This is a genomic window from Phocaeicola massiliensis B84634 = Timone 84634 = DSM 17679 = JCM 13223, assembly GCF_000382445.1.
In the GTDB taxonomy this organism is placed as follows: Bacteria; Bacteroidota; Bacteroidia; order Bacteroidales; family Bacteroidaceae; genus Phocaeicola; species Phocaeicola massiliensis.
Genome location: NZ_KB905472.1, coordinates 1,221,970 through 1,242,720, shown reverse-complemented (window position 1 = coordinate 1,242,720; position 20,751 = coordinate 1,221,970). Strand labels below are relative to the sequence as shown.

Annotated in this window: 17 protein-coding genes; 2 read left to right on the top strand and 15 right to left on the bottom strand. The window is 43.0% G+C overall.

What is annotated here, in order from left to right; genetic code table 11:
* Positions 1-49 precede the first annotated feature (49 nt).
* Complete coding sequence (locus HMPREF1534_RS13790; RefSeq protein ID WP_005938009.1) at positions 50-550, top strand: RNA polymerase sigma factor; 501 nt, start codon at positions 50-52, stop codon at positions 548-550.
* Between the two features lie 275 nt (positions 551-825).
* Here the strand turns inward: HMPREF1534_RS13790 and HMPREF1534_RS13795 are convergent, their stop codons facing one another.
* From HMPREF1534_RS13795 to HMPREF1534_RS13865, 15 genes are all read right to left on the bottom strand, one after another.
* The gene (locus tag HMPREF1534_RS13795) at positions 826-3,147 is read right to left on the bottom strand and encodes a glycoside hydrolase family 20 protein (RefSeq protein WP_018452104.1); all 2,322 of its coding nucleotides are present in this window, start codon (positions 3,145-3,147) and stop codon (positions 826-828) included.
* Positions 3,148-3,197: 50 nt separating this feature from the next.
* Positions 3,198-4,109, bottom strand: a complete 912-nt coding sequence (locus HMPREF1534_RS13800; protein WP_005938004.1) for a DMT family transporter — start codon at positions 4,107-4,109, stop codon at positions 3,198-3,200.
* A gap of 228 nt (positions 4,110-4,337) precedes the next feature.
* Positions 4,338-5,585, bottom strand: a complete 1,248-nt coding sequence (locus tag HMPREF1534_RS13805; RefSeq protein WP_005937998.1) for a DUF1015 domain-containing protein — start codon at positions 5,583-5,585, stop codon at positions 4,338-4,340.
* A gap of 29 nt (positions 5,586-5,614) precedes the next feature.
* Positions 5,615-6,535: an NAD(P)-dependent oxidoreductase gene (locus tag HMPREF1534_RS13810; protein WP_005937995.1), complete on the bottom strand. Its 921-nt coding sequence runs from the start codon at positions 6,533-6,535 to the stop codon at positions 5,615-5,617.
* A gap of 62 nt (positions 6,536-6,597) precedes the next feature.
* Positions 6,598-7,668: a 3-phosphoserine/phosphohydroxythreonine transaminase gene (gene serC, locus HMPREF1534_RS13815; protein WP_005937992.1), complete on the bottom strand. Its 1,071-nt coding sequence runs from the start codon at positions 7,666-7,668 to the stop codon at positions 6,598-6,600.
* Positions 7,669-7,921: 253 nt separating this feature from the next.
* On the bottom strand, positions 7,922-9,235 hold the full coding sequence (locus HMPREF1534_RS13820; RefSeq protein WP_005937989.1) for a DEAD/DEAH box helicase: 1,314 nt from the start codon (positions 9,233-9,235) through the stop codon (positions 7,922-7,924).
* A 95-nt stretch (positions 9,236-9,330) separates the two neighbouring features.
* Entirely contained in the window at positions 9,331-10,434 is a 1,104-nt protein-coding gene (locus tag HMPREF1534_RS13825; RefSeq protein WP_005937986.1) for a BF3164 family lipoprotein, read from the bottom strand.
* 228 nt (positions 10,435-10,662) lie between these two features.
* The gene (gene nqrF, locus HMPREF1534_RS13830; RefSeq protein WP_005937980.1) at positions 10,663-11,937 is read right to left on the bottom strand and encodes an NADH:ubiquinone reductase (Na(+)-transporting) subunit F; all 1,275 of its coding nucleotides are present in this window, start codon (positions 11,935-11,937) and stop codon (positions 10,663-10,665) included.
* 18 nt (positions 11,938-11,955) lie between these two features.
* A complete protein-coding gene (gene nqrE / locus HMPREF1534_RS13835; protein ID WP_005843524.1) occupies positions 11,956-12,552 on the bottom strand; it encodes an NADH:ubiquinone reductase (Na(+)-transporting) subunit E in 597 nt (198 codons plus the stop codon).
* 24 nt (positions 12,553-12,576) lie between these two features.
* Entirely contained in the window at positions 12,577-13,215 is a 639-nt protein-coding gene (locus tag HMPREF1534_RS13840) for an NADH:ubiquinone reductase (Na(+)-transporting) subunit D (protein ID WP_005843523.1), read from the bottom strand.
* An 18-nt stretch (positions 13,216-13,233) separates the two neighbouring features.
* Positions 13,234-13,908: a Na(+)-translocating NADH-quinone reductase subunit C gene (locus HMPREF1534_RS13845; RefSeq protein ID WP_005843521.1), complete on the bottom strand. Its 675-nt coding sequence runs from the start codon at positions 13,906-13,908 to the stop codon at positions 13,234-13,236.
* Between the two features lie 13 nt (positions 13,909-13,921).
* Positions 13,922-15,130: an NADH:ubiquinone reductase (Na(+)-transporting) subunit B gene (locus HMPREF1534_RS13850; RefSeq protein WP_005937977.1), complete on the bottom strand. Its 1,209-nt coding sequence runs from the start codon at positions 15,128-15,130 to the stop codon at positions 13,922-13,924.
* 28 nt (positions 15,131-15,158) lie between these two features.
* A complete protein-coding gene (locus HMPREF1534_RS13855; RefSeq protein ID WP_005937974.1) occupies positions 15,159-16,508 on the bottom strand; it encodes a Na(+)-translocating NADH-quinone reductase subunit A in 1,350 nt (449 codons plus the stop codon).
* 535 nt (positions 16,509-17,043) lie between these two features.
* The gene (locus HMPREF1534_RS13860) at positions 17,044-18,420 is read right to left on the bottom strand and encodes a C1 family peptidase (RefSeq protein ID WP_005937971.1); all 1,377 of its coding nucleotides are present in this window, start codon (positions 18,418-18,420) and stop codon (positions 17,044-17,046) included.
* A gap of 123 nt (positions 18,421-18,543) precedes the next feature.
* Positions 18,544-19,983 (bottom strand): Na+/H+ antiporter NhaC family protein, encoded by a 1,440-nt coding sequence (locus HMPREF1534_RS13865; protein WP_005937968.1) that lies wholly within the window; start codon positions 19,981-19,983, stop codon positions 18,544-18,546.
* A gap of 194 nt (positions 19,984-20,177) precedes the next feature.
* Here HMPREF1534_RS13865 and HMPREF1534_RS13870 point away from each other — a divergent pair, with 194 nt between their 5' ends.
* Positions 20,178-20,741, top strand: coding sequence for an HdeD family acid-resistance protein (locus tag HMPREF1534_RS13870; protein ID WP_005937965.1), 564 nt, complete (start codon positions 20,178-20,180; stop codon positions 20,739-20,741).
* Positions 20,742-20,751: the final 10 nt, after the last annotated feature.

Here is a 20,751-nt window from a genome sequence, read left to right as displayed (position 1 = left end):
TCTTGCATAAAACGGACCTTTGTATATCGTAAAACAACAAAAGAAGGATATGGAAAACTCTAAAATCATAAATAAAATAGTAGCGATGCAACCGGAACTTATGAGCTTCGCTTTTAAATTGACTGCAAATCAGGATTCTGCAAACGACTTGGTACAAGATTCTATCTTAAAGGCTCTGGATAATACACAGAAATTTATCCGCCAGGAAAACTTTAAAGGATGGATGTATACCATCATGCGTAATTTATTCATCAATAATTACCGCCGTTCTGTTCGTGAGCTTAATTTCCTGGATTCCAACTTCACGGACTATGCACAGATTCAGGTAGCCAAAGATGATGACAAATTTGAAGAAACTTATGATTTAAAACTGCTGTATAGGATAATCAACAAATTGCCCGATGACACGAAACAGCCTTTTATGATGTTTGTATCAGGACTGAAATATAAAGAGATAGCAGAAAAAATGGACTTGCCCATCGGAACAATCAAAAGCCGTTTGCACTTTGCCCGAAAGAAACTTCAAAAGGATTTGAGAGATTTCTCGTAAGGAACAGTCGGACAAAGGATAGCCACTTAATCATAATAGATTTTTAACATACAATTTTTCTTTCACAATTTCGATTCAAAGAAAGAGGATGTGTCAAAACTGTCGTTTCGTTCGTAGGGGCAAGGTTCGCTCGCCCGAAAACAGTTGGCTTTATGTCTTCGGGCAGGCAAACCCTGCCCCTACAGCTGACGATGGGATAGGCCGGTTTAGTTTTGACACCCCCCTACTAGCAAAATAATAGCATTATCAACGTTTTGCCTCCTTTTAATTTTATATTATTCCACTCCTATCTCATCCACAAACAAGAAAGCGTTCTTTCCGGGCATAGAATGCCAGGCAGGAAGTTTTGAAGTTGTCTCTGCAATTATCCGTACATATCTGGTTTTGACTTTATCAAACGAAATCTCTTCTTTACGAATTTGCATCTTTGTTCCTTTTTCCAATACGGGAATCTTCTTAGAGGCTATCTCACGGAAAACTTTTCCATCATCAGAGATTTCTATTTTCAGACCGGTCGCTCCGAATATGGCATCTCCCGGATTCAATAATGTATTGATAAAGGCCGATGAGATTTCTTTCGGCTCCTGCATATCAATGGTGATATCCGGATTGTTACCATAAAAACCGACCCAACGACCGGAACGGTAGTTCAAGTCTCCATAAAGTCCGTCTGTTAATGTACTTCCTCCTTGAAAAGTATATGATTTGTGAGGTTCTACATTCAGCGTCGCAGGCTTCATGGTAACAGCATTGAAATGAATTTCTTCCTTACTGATACTGCTATTGCCTTGCGGACGAACGGCTATTGCCTGAATAACTGCATCCTTATCCAGGTGCAATGTATCTGTGTAAAGAGAAGATTGGGCATTGGGCTCGCTGCCGTCTAATGTATAGTGCACTTCGGCGTTATCGAAAGTAAGAAAAAAGACTTTAGCTTTTCCTTCTTGTTCTTCGGGAACAACCTGAATGGTAACATCATAAATATCCTGACGGAAGTCATAACCACGATCTTTATAAATAGCCAATAAAGCCGGAAGACGATTCAGGAAACCGTCAAAATCCTTATGCGCAGGTTCTGTCCATTGAATCTCGGAAAGGGCTGCCATACGAGGAAGAATCTGCCATTCCATCTTAAGACTGTCACGAGTCCATTCAGTCCAGATACATCCTTGAGCCCCTATGATATATTGTTTTTCTTCCTCTGTCAATTCATCCGATACCGGTTCGAAAGTATAAACGCGCTCAAGGCTCTTTGTTCCCTTGATGCGATTGTAGGTAGGATTACTGAAATAGAGGTATTGAATGGGAGTCATTATAGCGTTATGATGCAGACGCACTGTCTCTATGCCGCCTCGGGGACTTGTCCACGACATAACGGTTGCCCCCGGAGCCAAGCCCCCTTCAAGCATTTCATCCCATCCCAACATCTTACGTCCTCTCTCACTGATTACTTTTCCGACTTCAGCCATAAAATAGGTCTGCAACCGGTTTTCTTTATTGTGTTTAGGAGTATCCTTCAGTCCCAGTTCGCGAATCTTCGCCTGACACTTAGGACATTCTTTCCAGCGTACCTTCGGACATTCGTCTCCACCGATATGAATGTAAGGGGAAGGAAAAATATCCATTATTTCATTTAATACATCTTTGGCAAACTCCAAAGCCTTCGTATTTCCGCCACACAACACATCCGGGAAAACTCCCCATTCGCACGGTATTTCATACGGACCTCCGGTACAACCCAATTCGGGATATGAAGCCAATGCAGCCATCATGTGTCCCGGAAGGTCTACTTCGGGAATAACTGTAATAAAACGGTCTGCTGCATATTTCACAATCTCCTTTGCTTCTTCCTGAGTATAAAATCCGCTGTGTGGAGTCTCGTCGTATTCTCTTGTGCTCCAATCCATCAAGGTACGTGGGCGCGTCGAACCTATTTCGGTCAGCTTAGGGTATTTCTTAATCTCAATTCGCCACCCTTGATCTTCCGTAAGATGCCAATGAAAATAATTAATATTATGTAACGCCAGCATATCGATAATCTGCTTCAGATAAGAAACCGGGAAATAATGACGACCTACGTCGACCATAAATCCGCGATAATCAAAACGGGGATAATCATTGACGATACCGGCAGGAATGGCAGATGCCGACTCTCTATCCTTCGTCACCGGCATAGATTTATGTAAAGTCTGAATACCATAAAACACTCCCGCTTCACTTCCACCTGCCAAACGGATATTATTGGATGTTACCTCCAGCCGATATCCCTCTTTTTGTTTTATAGCAGTATCAACAGACAGAATGATGGCATCACTTTCTTTATTCTCTGTCGTACATTGAACGGTAAGTCCCGTGGCTTCTTTTATATAAGAAGCCAAAAATTCAGCTGTCCGTTCCAGCTTTTCATTACCTGCCGGATAAACAATTTTTGTGCCCGAATGAATAACAAAAGGATTTTCCTGAAAATTTTGAACGACCTCTTGCGGTTGAGGAATAACATTCAGATTACCTACTTCTCTTTTTGTAGGGGTACATGCAGACAGGGTCAGTGCTACCCACATTCCAAGTCCTGCCCATTGCATAAATTGCTTTTTCATTGTTTAAAATATAATAATTTGTTGCAAGGGCAAAGATACAACAATCCGTTTTATCTGCTGTGTTTTACTCTAATCTTTCTTTTCTTCAGTAATGATTTTCCTCCAATGATCAGAGTTACTGCGGTAATCACCATCAAGATACCCAAAATAATGCGTGGAGTCAACTGTTCACCGAATACCAGTACCCCGAAAAATAAAGCGGTAACCGGCTCCAATGCACCCAAGATGGCAGTTGGAGTAGAACCTATATAATGAATAGCCTTAGTCATTGTCACCAGTGAGATGACAGTAGGAAAGACTGCCAGCGAAACAGCATTTATCCATAGCATCGGCGTTGGAATGACCTGCAATTCTGTACAGAACTGCAAACGCACTACATACACCGATAATCCGAACAACAAAACATAAAAGGTAAGTTTGGCAATCGGCATATCTTTGAGCGATGAGCGATTGACCCCCACTATATAAATGGCATAAGACAATGAAGAAAGGAAGACAAATGTGATTCCTACCAGGCTGAGTGTCTGTCCGCCCGGACTCTTGCACAACATGGATATACCTACAAAGGCAAGAGCAATGGAAAACATCGTAATGGGGGAAACCTTCTCTTTAAAGACCACCGCCATAATAATAGCCACTAATACCGGATAAACAAACAGAATGGTAGAAGCAATGCCTGCATCCATATAGTTGTAGCTCATGAAAAGGAACAAAGAAGAGAAAGCAAACAATAATCCCATTATGCAGAGTGGCAGCACATCTACCCTTTTTATGGCAAAAGATTGCTTTTGAAATTTCATCATAATGCCAAGAACGATAACAGCCAGCGAATAACGGTAAAATAATACTGTATCTACGCTCATTCCTGCACTGTAAAGGGGAAGAGTGAAAAGGGGGTTCATGCCGTAACTGGCTGCTGCAATCGCTCCAAGGATAAATCCTTTAGTCTTGTTGTTAGTCATTATAGTCTATCTTCTTAAAATCGCCGCGAAATTAGATATTTGTTCGCAATAAACAAAGGGAAAGAAATTTATTCTTTTGTCCTAACAACAATTTATCTATATTCCACCTATACAACAACAATAATAAATCATTTCCGAATATGAAGAGTTGGATTTCTTCTTATCACTGTATTGTTTTAGAGGTGTATCAAGACTCCAAAGTTTCTTCTGATACACCTCTCCAAAAAATTAATTCAGTTTATGAATAATCAATCCCGAACGAAGTTTTGGTTCAAACCAAGTAGTCTTCGGCGGCATAATGTTGCCGGTATCGGCAATATCCATCAGCTGTTTCATTGAAACAGGATAGAGCGCTAAAGCAACTTTCATCTCGCCACTGTCTACACGCTTTTTCAGTTCTCCCAAGCCACGGATACCACCCACGAAATCGATTCGTTTATCAGAACGAAGATCTTTAATACCAAGGATTTCATCCAATATCAGATTAGAAGAAATAGTTACATCCAACACTCCGATAGGATCATTATCATCGTAAGTTCCCTCCTTGGCAGTCAGGCTGTACCATTTGCCTTCCAGATAAAGGGAGAAATTATGGAGGCTTTGCGGTTTATAGATTTCCACACCCTTTTCCTCGATGACAAAGTTCTTTCCGACAGCCGCTAAGAACTCTTCGGGAGTCAAGCCGTTCAAATCTTTCACCACACGATTATAATCGATGATAGTCAACTGATTAGCCGGGAAACAGACTGCCATGAAATAATTATATTCTTCATCACCTTTATGATTTGGATTCTGCTTTGCCTTTTCTGCTCCGACCAATGCTGCGGCAGCCGAGCGGTGATGGCCGTCAGCAATATATAATGCAGGCATTGCGGCAAAAGCTTTAGTAATGGCTTCAATATCATTTTCCCGGTCTATAACCCAAAATGAATGGCCGAAGCCGTCACCCGGAGCTATAAAATCATATTCCGGTTTTTGAGAAGTGTATTTCTTAACAATAGCATCCAGTTCTGCATTATCGGGATAAGCGAAAAATACCGGTTCAATGTTGGCATTATTCACACGTACATGTTTCATCCGGTCTTCTTCCTTGTCACGGCGGGTCAATTCATGCTTCTTGATAATACCATTCATATAATCGGGAACATAGGCACCTACTACCAAACCATACTGAGTCTTACCATTCATGGTCTGTGCATACACATAATAGTTTTCCTTTTCGTCCTGCACCAGCCAACCTTTGTCCTGAAACATCCGGAAATTCTCAGCAGCCTTGTCATACACCTTCGCATCATGCTCGTCTGTACCTGCCGGAAAGTCTATTTCCGGTTTGATGATATGATAAAGTGATTTCTCATTACCCTTTGCTTCTTCACGGGCTTCTTCCGAATTAAGCACATCATAAGGACGGGAAGCGACTTGCTCCACCAGTTCTTTCGGAGGGCGAATGCCCTTGAAGGGTTTTATTATAGCCATAGAATATTAGATTTATAAGTTATAAATACTTATTTATTTACGCGAAACTTTTCGCAACCATCTTTCAGGAAACCCACAATCTGCCTGGCAGCTGCAATACCGGCATTTATATTCGCTTCGGCAGTTTGGGCGCCCATTTTCTTCGGTGTAGAGAAATAACGACCCGGAAAATGGTCAGCAAATTCGGCATGATGTACAGGCATAATGTCAGTAACATATTCCAAATCAGGACGGTCATTCATCAGACGCAGCAAGTCGGCTTCATTAATAACTTCCTTGCGTGCAGTATTAACCAGCAGACCGTTTTTAGGCATTTTGTCTACCAGATCATAATTGATAGAATTTTTTGTTTCAGGAGTAGCAGGAATATGCAGAGATACAATATTACAAGTAGCATACAATTCTTCGGTAGATGCAACCGCCTTCACACCGTCTGCTTCAATGACCTCTTTCGGACAATAAGCATCGTATGCATAGATGTCCATACCAAAGCCTTTGGCAATACGAGCTACATTACGTCCCACATTACCGTATGCATGAATACCCAGTTTCTTACCTTTCAATTCAGTACCCGAAGCACCGTTATACATATTGCGGACAGCCATCACCATCAACCCGAAAGCCAGTTCGGCCACAGCATTGGAGTTTTGTCCCGGAGTATTCATGACACATACATTGTGAGCCGTAGCAGCCTCCAAATCCACATTGTCATACCCTGCTCCGGCACGCACTACAATTTTTAACTCTTTAGCAGCGTCCAATACTTCAGCATCAATTACATCACTACGGATAATAATGGCATCGGCATCTTTAACCGCTTCCAGCAATTTTGCCTTTTCTCCATATTTCTCCAATAATGCCAGTTCATAACCTGCTGCTTCTATCTCTTTGCGAATACCGTCTACTGCAATTTTAGCAAACGGTTTATCTGTTGCTACTAATACTTTCATGGTCTTATTTGTATTAATAAATAAGGACGTACTCACAGCACGCCCTTATTCTTATAAATCAATTAATGAAGTTTCTCGAATTCTTGCATGCAATCTATCAAAGCCTGAACACTTTCTTTCGGCATGGCATTATAACAAGATGCACGGAAGCCACCCACAGAGCGATGACCTTTAATACCTACCATACCTTTTTCGGTTGCAAACTTCAGGAAGTCTGCTTCCAAATCTTTGTATTCATCATTCATAACGAAACAGATATTCATATAAGAACGGTCCGCCTTATCCGTTACTGTACCACGGAACAACTTGTTACGGTCAATTTCCGCATACAGCATTTCGGCTTTCTCTTTGGCACGCTTCTGCATTTCCGCCACTCCACCGTTAGCCTTAATCCAGCGCAAAGTCTGCAACGCTGCATAGATAGGAAGAACAGGAGGTGTATTGAACATAGAACCTCCGTCCACATGGGTCTGATAGTTCAGCATAGTAGGAATATAGCGTGATACCTTGCCCAAAGCATCATTCTTCACAATAACAAAAGTAACACCGGCAGGAGCCAGATTCTTTTGTGCACCGCCGTAAATGCAGATATATTTAGAAACATCAATCGGACGAGAGAAAATATCAGATGACATATCGGCAATCATAGGAACCGGAGAGTCCAAATCCTCATGAAGCTCCGTACCATAAATTGTATTATTGGTGGTGACATGGAAGTAATCCGCATCGGCAGGAACAGTATAATCTTTCGGGATATACGTATACGTTGCTTCCGCAGAAGATGCCACTTCGACAACTTCGCCAAACGCTTTCGCTTCCTTTATTGCTTTCTTCGCCCAAACACCGGTATTAAGATAAGCAGCTTTCTTTTCAAGGAAGTTGAAAGGCACCATACAGAATTCCAAGCTGGCGCCACCACCCAAGAACAGTACCGAATACCCTTCAGGAATGTTTAACAATTCCTTGAACAAAGCGACTGCTTCGTCTACCACAGGCTGAAAATCTTTAGCACGATGACTGATTTCCATCAAAGAAAGCCCGGAGCCATTAAAATCCAAAATAGCCTGAGCTGTTTTCTCTATAACCTCGCGAGGCAAGATAGATGGTCCCGCATTGAAATTATGCTTTTTCATTTGAAGTTAGTTTTGGTTATACAATTTGTTTATGTCTTACATTTGCGAATTTACACATTATTTTCAGCTTTCCAAAAAAAACGCTAATAAAATTACGATTTTCCACATAATTTTCTTTCAAATTAGTTAAATCTATTTTTCAATGCTTTCATTTTGTAAGCTATACTCCAACAAACAATGATTTAAAGCATATAAAAATAATCTTTTAGAATTATTCGTTCATTATTAGGAGTTGTAAAATGACATAATGACACTATTTTGCTTCTTCTATCAGCGTTTTCACCCCTTTTATTTTCTCATTCTGTATCAAATTAAGTGTTTGCTTTATCTTTTTGCGAGATACTGCGGCAAACGAATAATGGTCTTTCACATCAATCCGCCCAATTTCATCTTTATTCAGGTTACCTTTTTTAAAGAGAAACCCTACAATATCTATCTTATTGATTTTATCTTTTTTGCCCTTTCCTATATATAAGGTCACAAATTCGGGTAATGACGGCTTGGGAGTCACTTCGGGTAAGAGGAATTCTTCAGGGACTTCCGTCAAGTATTCAGGGAGCATTTCTTCCTGATGGAGTAGAATATAAGAATTTCCTTCAGCTTCCCAACGGGCTGTCCGGCCGTTACGATGGATGTATCCGTCTTCATTGACCGGGAGATGGTAATGAACCACATTTTCTATCTCGGGGATATCCAGTCCGCGGGCGGCAAGGTCTGTGGATATCAAGACATGGCAACTACCGTTACGGAATTTATACAATGAACGTTCACGGTCATCCTGCTCCATACCGCCATGAAAAATACCACATTGGAATTTTTTGGATTGAAGATACTTCCCTACCCGCTCCACACTTTCACGATGATTACAAAATACTAATGTAGAGCGACTGCCCAATGTACACAGCAATTTATACAATGTCTCCAGTTTATCTTTTCCGGGAGAGAGCACTTTATATAAATGCAAGCGCTGCACTGTTTGTTCCTCGGTATTCAAGAAATTCAACTTAATCGTTTTGTTCAGACCCGTAAATTGAGGAATCTCCTCGGCATCGGTAGCCGAAAGCAAAAAACGCCGCTTCAAACGGGGCAACTGCCCGATAACGGTAGCCATTTCTTCTTGAAAACCAAACTCCAGACATTTATCAAACTCATCAATGACTAATGTAGTCACTGTTTCTGCATCGATATTTTGTTTCGAAAGATGGTCATTCATACGCCCCGGAGTACCTATGACGACCGAAGGCTGCACTCCTTTGATAGTACGGTGCTCTTCCATGGCAGGGCGTCCACCATAGCAGCTCACAGCCTTAAAGGGTGTATTCATGGATTTGAAAACTTGGTCTATCTGCAAAGCCAGTTCGCGGGAGGGTACAAGCACTATGGCCTGAACACCTTTCACATCAGGTTTCAAGCTCTGTAACAAAGGCAACAGATAAGCCAAAGTCTTGCCGGAGCCTGTAGGTGACAATAAAATCAGGTCTTTTCCTTCTTTCCAAGTATCTATAGCCGCCTCCTGCATTGCATTCAGCTGCTCAATCTTTAAATTTGTCAATATATTCTTAATCATAACCTTTTTCCTTTTATACAAAAGTAAAGAAAAAGCCCGATAAAAGTTCATTTTACCGGGCTTATTTTCTTTAATCGACAAACATATTCTCTGCATCAATCCAACTGATATACCACCAGCGGGTCATCATAGTAATAAGTGGACAATACCAAACGGTTCGTTTTTTCGTCCAAAACCGTATATACACAAAAGTCATTCAACTTATACTTCTTTACAGGATTCCCATTCCAGTCGTATTTCTCAACGTACATATGATGCTTCCCTTTGTTGTTCTCCGCTGCCACTACATAAGGCGTTCTTCCCGAATAAGTGATATATACATAGTCACGGGTCGGAAGCACCTGCATATAATACGTCACATTAGCATCCAGCCCATCTGCGATGTGCAGAGTCCCTTCGTCAAAACCGGACTGCTGGAAGTTAAGCGTACGTTCTGCATTACTGTCCAAGTCCATGAACTTTATAATTCTGGCATATTTATATGCATAAACCATTCGATGACGCGCCGGATTGATGCCAAGACAACCGGTAGCCGGCATCTTCTTTGCCTGTTTCAGGGTCATGTCCTTTATTTCTTCTGTCCTGACGGAATCTCCTTCCAAAGTAGCCCGATATATATTTCGTCCTTTGGGATAAACGAAACTATTCTTACCGGCAGCATAGATGTGTTCAATATAGTCCCACATCGACTTTGAACTATGTATCTTTTGTATCGGATGTATCTCCAACTTTTTATCAAGCCCGTAAAGCATTCCTTTAGGTCGTTCGAACAAATAACACAAATAAGCAGGATTAAGGGAAGCTATCACATAAGGCGCAACAAATTCATCCGGTCCGTTACCGGTTCTTCCGACGGTTTTTATGTAAGTAAACTCAGGATAACGGAATATATAAAAAGGCGCATTCCGACTTTGCATAATCATCAGGCTATCCTTTATCACCATATTCGGAGAAGCAGGTTTAAAAATAAACGTATCCGGTTCCACTATATGGTTTCCCTGCAGTTCCACCACTTCACCGAAGGGGTCCTTATCTTTCAGAAAGACTTCGCCTTCTTCCAATGGAGGAAGTGCTACTATCTTTTCTTCCACAATACTATCGGCAGCAGGTGTTTCCTGAGGTTCTGCCGCATTGTTCTTTTTTCCGCCGCAAGCTGCCAGGCTTAAACAAAGAATAGAATAGATAAATAATTGTTTCATAATATAATAGATATAGGGTTTGGTAATGGGGTCAAATATAATAAAAGGAAAAAGGAATCAAGCATATAAGACCTAAAAAGATGAAACAAAGTATGCCCGTGCCGGTATCTTGCACACTCCCACAAAAAAACGAGGGATGTATCGAAACGCTCATACAACTAAAAATCACCCTCGCCACAGGAGTTGTAGCGAGGGTGATTTCAATAAAAGGGGAATTTTGTCTGAACATTATCCGCCGAAGTTGTCATACATGATAGAAGCAGGCTCAACACCCAGGCTATCCAGCATCTTAACAACTGCATTAGACATCGGGCCGGGACCACACATGTAGTATTCAATATCTTCGGGAGCTTCGTGATCCTTCAGATAAGTTTCATACATCACATTGTGAACGAAACCTGCGGTATACTTCACGCCTGCTGCATCGGCTGCGGGATCCGGACGGTCCAAAGCCAGATGGAAGTGGAAGTTCGGGAAGTCTTTTTCCAATTGCTGGAAGTCCGGCAGATAGAATACTTCGTTCAATGCACGTGCACCATAGAAATAGTGAAGTTCACGGTCGGTAGTGTGCAGTGTCTTGGTCATGTGCATAATCTGTGCACGCAACGGAGCCATACCGGCACCACCACCTACCCAAATCATTTCCTTCTTAGAATCGAAGATCGGGTGGAAGTCTCCGTAAGGACCACTCATCGTTACCTTGTCACCCGGTTTCAGCGTGAAAATGTAAGATGAAGCGATACCCGGATTCACATCCATAAAGCCGGGGCCCTGATCTTTCGGTTTGAACGGAGGAGTAGCGATACGCACTGTCAGCATGATACGGTCACCTTCGGCAGGATAGTTGGCCATAGAGTAAGCACGGATGGTTTCTTCCGTATTCTTACATTTCAAGCCGAACAAACCGAATTTTTCCCATGCGGGCAGATATTCCGCACCGATAAGGTCTTTATCGATATCCTTGTTGTAGTCCATTTCAAATTTAGGAATCTTAATCTGAGCGTATGAACCCGGAACGAAGTCCATGTGTTCACCTTTCGGCAAAGCCACAATAAACTCTTTGATGAAAGTGGCAACGTTCTTGTTGCTGATTACTTCGCATTCCCATTCCTTAACACCCAGTACAGATTCATCAATCTTGATGCCCAGGTCACCTTTTACTTTCACCTGGCAACCCAGACGCCAATGATCCTGTTGTTGTTTACGGCTGAAATGTCCCTTTTCAGAAGGAAGAATCTCACCACCGCCTTCTACAACCTGGCATTTACATTGACCGCAAGAACCTTTACCACCACAAGCCGATGACAGGTAGATGCCATTGACAGACAGGGTGTTCAGCAAAGTTGAACCTTGTTCTACTTCCAGTTCTTTCTCTCCATTGATAGTTATCTTTACTTTGCCGCTCGGAGTAAGATACTGCTTAGCTACCAGCAAAATAACAACGAGCAGAAGTATAATTCCAAGGAATACTCCAATACTAGCTAATATTAAATTCATATCCATTGTCTTATTCCTTTCCTTTTAGATTTTCAAACCAGAGAAACACATAAATGCCATTGCCATCAAACCTACAGTGATGAAAGTGATACCCAGACCTTTCAAAGGAGCAGGAACATCAGAGTAAGCCATTTTTTCACGGATGGCAGCCAGACCGATAATAGCCAGTGCCCAACCGATACCTGAGCCCAAAGCGTAAGTGGTTGCCTCACCAATGTTGATGAAATGACGTTGCTGCATAAACAATGAAGCACCCATGATGGCACAGTTTACAGCAATCAGCGGAAGGAAGATACCCAATGAAGCATAGAGCGACGGGCTGAAACGTTCAACCGCCATTTCCACCAACTGAACGATACCGGCAATAACGGCAATAAACAGGATAAAGCTCAAGAAGCTGAGGTCTACTCCATCAATCAGCGCATTAGGTGCCAGTACGTAATTTTCCAGCAAATAGTTCACCGGCAGAGTTACAATCAACACGAAAGTAACGGCTGCACCCAGACCTACGGCTGTCTTTACGTTTTTCGATACTGCCAGGTAAGAACACATCCCCAGGAAGTATGCGAAAATCATATTGTCCACAAAGATGGACTTTACAAACAAACTTAAATATTCCATATTCTTTTCGTTTTATAACGGGGATTAATTATTACTTTCCTGCAATTCTTTGTGTTTTGCACGTTGGTACCAAATGATACAAGCACAGATAATCAACGCCATAGGAGGCATCAACATCAAGCCGTTGTTCAGGTAGCCCAAGTCATAAACAGCCTGCGGGATAACCTGGAAGCCAAACAATGTACCGGCACCCAGCAGTTCACGGAAGAATGCCACGATAATCAGGATTTTGGCATAACCCAATCCGTTACCGATACCATCCAGGAATGATTCCCAAGGACCGTTCATCATAGCAAACGCTTCCAGACGTCCCATCAGGATACAGTTTGTAATAATCAAACCTACATATACAGAAAGCTGCACACTTACATCGTATGCGAACGCTTTCAAAATTTCACTAACGATAGTTACCAATGCGGCAACAACCACCAACTGAACGATGATACGGATACGGTTGGGAATGGTGTTACGCAACAAGGAGATAACGAAGTTCGAGAAGGCTGTAATAATGGTTACGGAAAGACCCATCACGATAGCCGGTTCCAGCTGAGCCGTTACAGCCAGTGCAGAACAGATACCGAGCACCTGTACGGTGACAGGGTTATTCAAACCCAGCGGAGTTAAAAGAACTTCTCTATTCTTTTTAGAAAATAATGCGCTCATATTCTATTTACCCTCCTCTTATTTATTAGTTAAAAATGAATTGTACATGCTCAGGCAATCCTTAATCATCGCATCTACACCTTTAGAAGTGATAGTACCACCTGAGATACCGTCTACCTGATAATCGGGTTTTGCCACCTTGCCGTGTTTTTCAACACCCAAAGCTACAGTACCGTTTTCCATTACATGTTTGCCCAAGAACTGATCCTGGAACTTAGTAGTGGTGATTTCTGCACCCAGACCCGGAGTTTCTCCTTGATGAGAGAAGTAAACGCCATATACAGTGTCTTTGTCATCATTCAATGCGATGTATCCCCAGATAGGTCCCCAAAGACCGGCACCATAAATAGGCAGCACATATTTGGTCTGACCATCCACGTCGCAAACGAATACATGAAGACGTCCGTTAGCGATTTCACCTTTATAAGAAGTCTGGAAAGCAGCATCGTTCTTTACCAAAGAACCGTCTGCCTGCATCAAATCGTCTTCTTTCACATATTTATCATATTCTGCATTCACATCTTTTACGTCATAAACGTTCAAAGCTGCCAGAATTTGTTTCTTTGTGTCCTGTTCTACATTCTGGTACTGTTTTTCTTTCAGAGAAGAAGACACGAATGCCAACAGGAATGCTACGATAACAACCATTATCGAAGCATAGATGATAGTATAACTATTACTATTAGTATTCATAATGTCCGATATTTTAGTTGTTAGTTGATTTTAATCTGTTTTCGCGGGCTGTGATGTTCTTCTGTACGATACAGTAGTCAATCAGCGGAGCGAAGATGTTCATCAGCAGGATGGCAAGCATCATACCTTCGGGATAACCCGGATTCAACACACGGATAACGATAGCCATCACACCGATCAGGAAGCCGTAGATGAACTTACCCTTTTCCGTACGTGCGGAAGTCACAGGGTCGGTAGCCATGAACACGGCGCCGAAGCAGAAACCGCCCAATACGATGTGTTCGTACCAAGGCAACTGAGCCATCATGTTATCTGTAGAGCCGAATACATTGAAGATCAATCCCATCACGATACCACCGGCAAAGACAGAGAACATGGTCTTCCAACTTGCCACGCCTGTCCACAACAGGATGATGGCACCCAGTGCGATAGCGATAACGCTGGTTTCACCGATAGAACCCGGAATCAAACCTACAACCATATCCCACATGGTAGCGGGAGTACCGTTCACATTAATCAGTTCGCTTGCACCCGGAGCGGCTGTAGCAGCCTGTCCCAACATCGTAGCGCCGGTAAAACCGTCCACTACCTGTCCGCCACCGATACCGAAAATGCTGTCAGTGCTTACCCAAACGGCATCACCGGACATTTTGGTAGGATAAGCGAAGAACAAGAAAGCACGGGTAATCAATGCAGGGTTGAAGATATTCATACCTGTACCGCCGAATACTTCCTTAGCGAAGATAACAGAGAATGCTGTAGCGACAGCCAGAATCCACAACGGACATTCCACAGGAACGATCATCGGGATCAACAGACCTGAAACCAGGAAACCTTCCTGAATTTCTTCGTTCTTCCATTGTGCCACCACAAATTCGATTCCCAGACCGACTACGTATGACACGATAATCTTAGGCAGAACAGCCAGGAAACCATAAATGAATTTTTCAAAGAAACCTGCCTCCTGGCCCACTGCCAAGAAGTGCTGGTAACCTACGTTGTACATACCGAACAACAAAGCCGGTATCAACGCAATAACCACAATCGACATGATACGCTTACTGTCAATCGCATCATGGATGTGAACTCCTGTTTTCGAAGTGCTGTTGGGTACGAACAAGAATGTTTCGAAACCGTCGAACACCGAACGAAACGCGTGGAGTTTGCCGCCCTCTTCAAAGTTTGGCTTTATCTTGTCGAGATAATTTCTTAACGCTTTCATTAACTTTTTATTCTTAGTTTTTAATTACTTAGCACATTTCCTTGCGAAGCATGTCCAGACCTTGACGCACAATACGTTGCAACTCCAGTTTAGAAGAGTCTACAAACTCGCATACTGCAAAATCTTCGGGAGCCACTTCGTAAATACCAAGTGCTTCCATACGGTCAATATCGCCGGCAATGATAGCCTTAATTAAATATTCGGGGAAAATACTCATCGGGAATACTTTGTCATACTCACCGGACATAATCATGTGGCGTTCGCCACCTTTGATACGGGCATCCAGTGTGTATTCCTTATTTCCGCATAACCAGCTGAAATAACTGCGGCTCGCACTGAACTGATTGGTGCGGGGCATGATAAAGCCCAGGAATTCGTGTCGGTCATCGCCTTCGGGAATCACGGTAAGACTTGTGGCACGTGCGCTCAAATATCCATTAGGTTTGACAAGCGTACCGGTCAACACGTTTCCGTTAATGTAGCGTAAGTTTGCACCTTCGGTTACACGTCCTGCAAATACATCTGTCAGCGACGCTCCTACTTTCAACTTGCAGTAAGCCGGTTTTTTCACTTCCGAACCGGTTAATGCAATGGTGCGGGTCAAGTCTACACGACCTGTATTGAACAAACGTCCGATGAAGATAACATCTTCTGCACGAAGAGTCCAAACGGTTTCGCCCTTGTTGATAGGACTGATGTGGTTAATCTGAACGCCAACGTTTCCGGCAGGGTTAGGACCGTCGAAAACTGTCACAGTCACATTCTTGGCGCTTGTCAGTGCAGGATTCTTCTGTTCTACGCTGATATTCAGATACGTCTTCGCCATTTTAGCCAATGCATCGAGTCCTGTCTGGAAGTCTTTTTCCTGACCTTTCAGAACGAATTCGAAATCGGCAGCCAATGGGTTGGTATCAAATGCAGAAACGAAGATGCCTTTCGGCTTGGCATTCGGGTCGGCAACCACGATATACGGGCGCTGGATGATGAATGAAAAGAGTCCGGCTTCAAGCAGGGCAGCCTTTACCTGTTCGCCTGTCATAGTCGAAACATCTTTCTTTCCAAACTCTTCGTAGTCCTGCTCTGCTGCCGCAGCAACGGAGATGCTAAGGACTTTACGGCGTTCGCCTCTCTCAATGCATGTCACGACACCGCTAACAGGAGAAACGAACTTTACTTCGGGGTGGTTCTTGTCTACAAACAATGTTCCCCCGGCCATCACATATTCCTGTTCTTTCACCACCACTTTAGGAGTCACGCCATGAAAATCATCGGGCACCAACGCATAGATGTCCGGCTGCTTCACGTCGAAAATCTCCTGAGCAGGTTTTCCTTTCAGGTTGATGTTCAAGCCTTTGTGTAATTTAATCACATTTGCCATATTGGGTTATAAAAAATGGTTTTTAAATTTGAGCGCAAAAGTACAGAAAAAAAATGTGAAAAAAGAAAGATTTGGCGGTTATTATGGAAAAAAATCCGTAATAATATAAACCTGTGTAATTATAGGGATTGACGGTACGCGAATTAAGATATTCCGGCATCGAAATACACGTACGTATGCAGGGGGCGATGCATACGTATGTGCAGGCTCATACATACGTAAGCGTAGGCTTATGCATACGTACGTGTAAGCCCTCGCTTACGTACGTGTTTTCTCCCGCAGTTTCTTGTGCAGTTTCTCCCGCAGTTTCTTGCGCAGAATCTTGCGCAGAATTTTGCGCGAATGTTATCAGTTATATATTATATTAATTTATTATATATAATTATTCTCCGAAGGAGATTCCCCTGAAGGGGAAGTTCTTCCGAAGGAACCTCCCCCTTCAAGGGGGATAACCATCCGGATGGGTATACATTCGGAGCTGCAAATTTTGCATGCCGATTTGCAAATTTTGCAGCTCCGTTTTTTTATTATTTTATTATTCTTCGTTCGCAAACATCGGGTCCCATGCCGGCAGGCGAATCGGTTTTTGCTTGAGGATATCCAGCACCTTGGCAGGGACATATTTCTTTTCCGCCACCACGCGGAACATATACTCATCAAACCATTTGTCCGTCATAATGAGATGACCTTTGTATCCGTTGGTGCTTCCCCAACTGTTTTCCACCATCCATTTTTTCGGTTTCCCGGCCTTATCCAAATCCACAGCCATCAGCGTCATGGCATGGCTGCTGCCACTGGCAAATGTCTGGATACGCTGTTTCTTGTCCATACCGAAAGTTGTCCCCATCAGTGACTCATAATCGTAATTATCAGGGTCCAGCAGTCCTCTCTTGCTATCAAGGAACTTACCCACATCGCAAGAAAAATACATCATTGTGCTGTCTTTGATGGAAGCAATGGCTATTTCCTTGATATCTTCTATAGGCAGATTGACATACGTCCAGTTCTTACCGTCATAGCTATGGCGGTCATAGTCTATCTCGTAGCATTTATAAAACTCACGGCTGGGGTCGTTCATCAGCATCACGTAATTATTGGTCAGGTCATTGCCCAGAAATTCCTTGTAGAAAGACAAGGGAGTGTACTCTTTCGCTTCGCCTCCCTTCATGCTCCAAGTGAACGTAGACACCGGCTCACCGAGTGTCAGCACCAGCATGCGATAGACCGTAGCCAGCATTTCCGTTTTCTTTTTTTCCAGTTCGGCGGGCTTGGCTCCGGCAGCAGCAGCCTCACGGAGTTGTAAGCCGAATTCTTTCAGTTTCAGTCCCATCAGATTATTCATTTTTCCTGTGTTATCACTGCTGAAAGTCTCCACCATCGCGCTCTTCGGTACAAGTCCGTATTTACCTATAATATCCGACACACCAGTAAATTGCCCTCCATCGCTCAAGGGATGCTTAAAGAGCCACTCCACCATCTTGTCGTCCATCGGCTTTTCACGCGTATCAATGATTCCCTGTAAGAAAAGATTCGATTTTTCCAGCTGGTCATAAAAGAAGCAGTAGTTCTGCGAAAACTCCATTTCATCCAGGCCGTACTTAGCTATCATCTGGCTGCGAAGCACATTCAGTCCCGTAAACAACCAGCAGCGTCCTGACGAGCGTTGATTGGTAATGCCTTTCGATAAGACTTTATTAGAGAAATGAGTGTCAAAGTCTGCCTGATTTTCCTGATTAAGTGCCAAGGTATTGATACTTGTTCCGCCTAAAGCATTGCGGATTGCCTTGTCGGTAGGAGTTGCCTGATAACTTTGTTTGATTTGATTCAGCATCTCGCTCGAAATGCCTCCCTGTTGTGCCTGCGCGGTCAATGCTGCCGCAAAAAGCAAGGCAAAAGTGATGTGTCTCTTCATAATATGAAAATATAAATTGATTATTTTTAGGTCTGTAAAAATACAAGTTATTTTTGAAATCCCCACTCTTCGGGAGATTTTTTTCCCGGTGTACCCATTCCTGTCTGCACACCGGGAAAAAAATTATTCGGTTATTTTCTTCTTTATCTTATAACCGATAACCGCCACCGTGATACTCATCAGCGGACTAATCAGATTAAAGAAAGAATATGGAAGATAAGTGAGTGTAGGCACACTCAGAATAGTTGCCTGAGTCATACCGCAGGTATTCCAGGGGATAAGCGGTGAGGTGACTGTTACAGCATCTTCGGTGGTACGGCTCAGTAATCGGCTTTCGTATCCGTTTGCCTCATAAATATCCTTAAACATATTGCCGGTCAGAATAATGGAGATATATTGGTCGGCAGTGGCCAGGTTGAGGAACAATCCCGATGCAACGGTAGAAGACACCATCCCTATACGTCTCTTGGTGAAACGGATAAACACAGAGGTGATACTGCCCAGCATGCCTCCTGCCGTCATAGCCCCTCCAAAGCACATGGCACAGACAATCAGCCAAATGGTATTCATCATTCCCGACATACCGCGTGTGGCAACCAACTCATTTATCTCTGCACTGCCTGTCTCCAGTTGGGTGCCACCGAAGAGCATGCCCATGCCTCCTTTGAAAAGTGCAGTAAGACCTGCTACCCCCTGCCCTGCTATCTCGCGCAACAAATCCGGCTGGAATATAAGTGCAAAGACAGTGGCCAGTGTGGTGGAGATAAACAAAGTAATGACCGAAGGAACCTTGCGGGCAATCAAAACTCCCGTCACGACGGGAACAATCATCAGCCACCAGGAAATATTGAATTTGGAGTCGAGTGCCTGCATGTATTCGGTAATATGACCTGTGTCCGTTGCCTCGTGAGACAGTCCGGCAACAGTGAAAATAATCAATGTGATGACCAATGAGGGGATGGTGGTTATCATCAAATAGCGTATGTGTGTAAACAGCGGAGTGTCCGTCACGGAAGACGCCAAAATAGTGGTATCGGACAGCGGGGATACCTTATCGCCGAAATAAGCACCCGAAATAATCGCTCCCGCTATCCAGCCTTCGCTGAAACCTTGTGCCTTGCCGATTCCCATCAATGCGATGCCGATAGTGGCTATGGTTGTCCACGAACTGCCTGTCATGACTGAAACAATGGCACAAATCACACAGGTAGACACCAGAAAAAAGTGAGGATGTATCACCTGAATGCCATAATAAATCAATGTGGGAACCACGCCGCTAATCATCCATGCCCCCGACAAAGCACCGATAATCAGCAGAATAATCAATGCCGTACTTACTCCGGCTATATTATTCGTAATAGCCAGTTCAAAATCTTTCCAAGCTCTTCGGTACCCTGCCATCCCTATCAATACACAAACAGCCGTAGCCGTAAGCAAACAAACCTGACTTCCGCCCGACAACGCATCGCTGCCAAAGACACGGATGGTGACAAACAATAATAAAATAAGTACAAATACGGGTAACAAAGAAATAAACGGAGAAGGAATTCTGTTATCTTTCATTCTTTTTTTATTCAGTTTTTATTCAAAAATGCTAATAAAGTGAATCTTTTTGCTTTCACCGTGCAAAGTTCGGAATATTTTTTGAGTTCTAAAAGTCAAGTGCAGCTATTTAAATACTTTTTTTGTATTTATGGGCAAACATTTTTGTATAGAGGACGTTATTAGTTGAAATTATAACCTAAAACTTAACAAACATGAATGAATTAGTTGGTGGCTTGGGCTACGCGGTAAAGAACTGGTGGATGTCCCTATTATTGGGATTGCTTTACATCGCAGTAGCATTATGCCTTTTGTTTGCTCCCGTGAGCAGTTATGTGGCACTGAGTGTCATTTTCAGTATTTCAATTCTGGTCAGCGGTATCCTCGAAATCTTTTTTGCCGTCGGCAACAAAAAGATTATCAACAGTTGGGGATGGTATCTGGCAGGCGGTATCATTGATTTGCTGATAGGTATTTATTTGGTATTCTATCCGCTGGTAAGCATGGAACTGATTCCGTTTATCGTCGCATTCTGGCTTATGTTCAGAGGATTCACCCTTTGCGGTTATTCCACCGACCTGAAACGCTACGGCACCAAAGACTGGGGATGGTATCTGGTATTCGGCATTCTGGCCATTTTATGTTCCATGGCTATCATCTGGCAACCGGGACTCGGAGCAGTCACTGTGCTTTATATGCTGTCCGTTACTTTCCTCATTATCGGTTGTTTCCGTATCATTTTCTCGTTTGAGTTGAAAAGATTGCATAAAAACAAGTAAAAATCCAAGT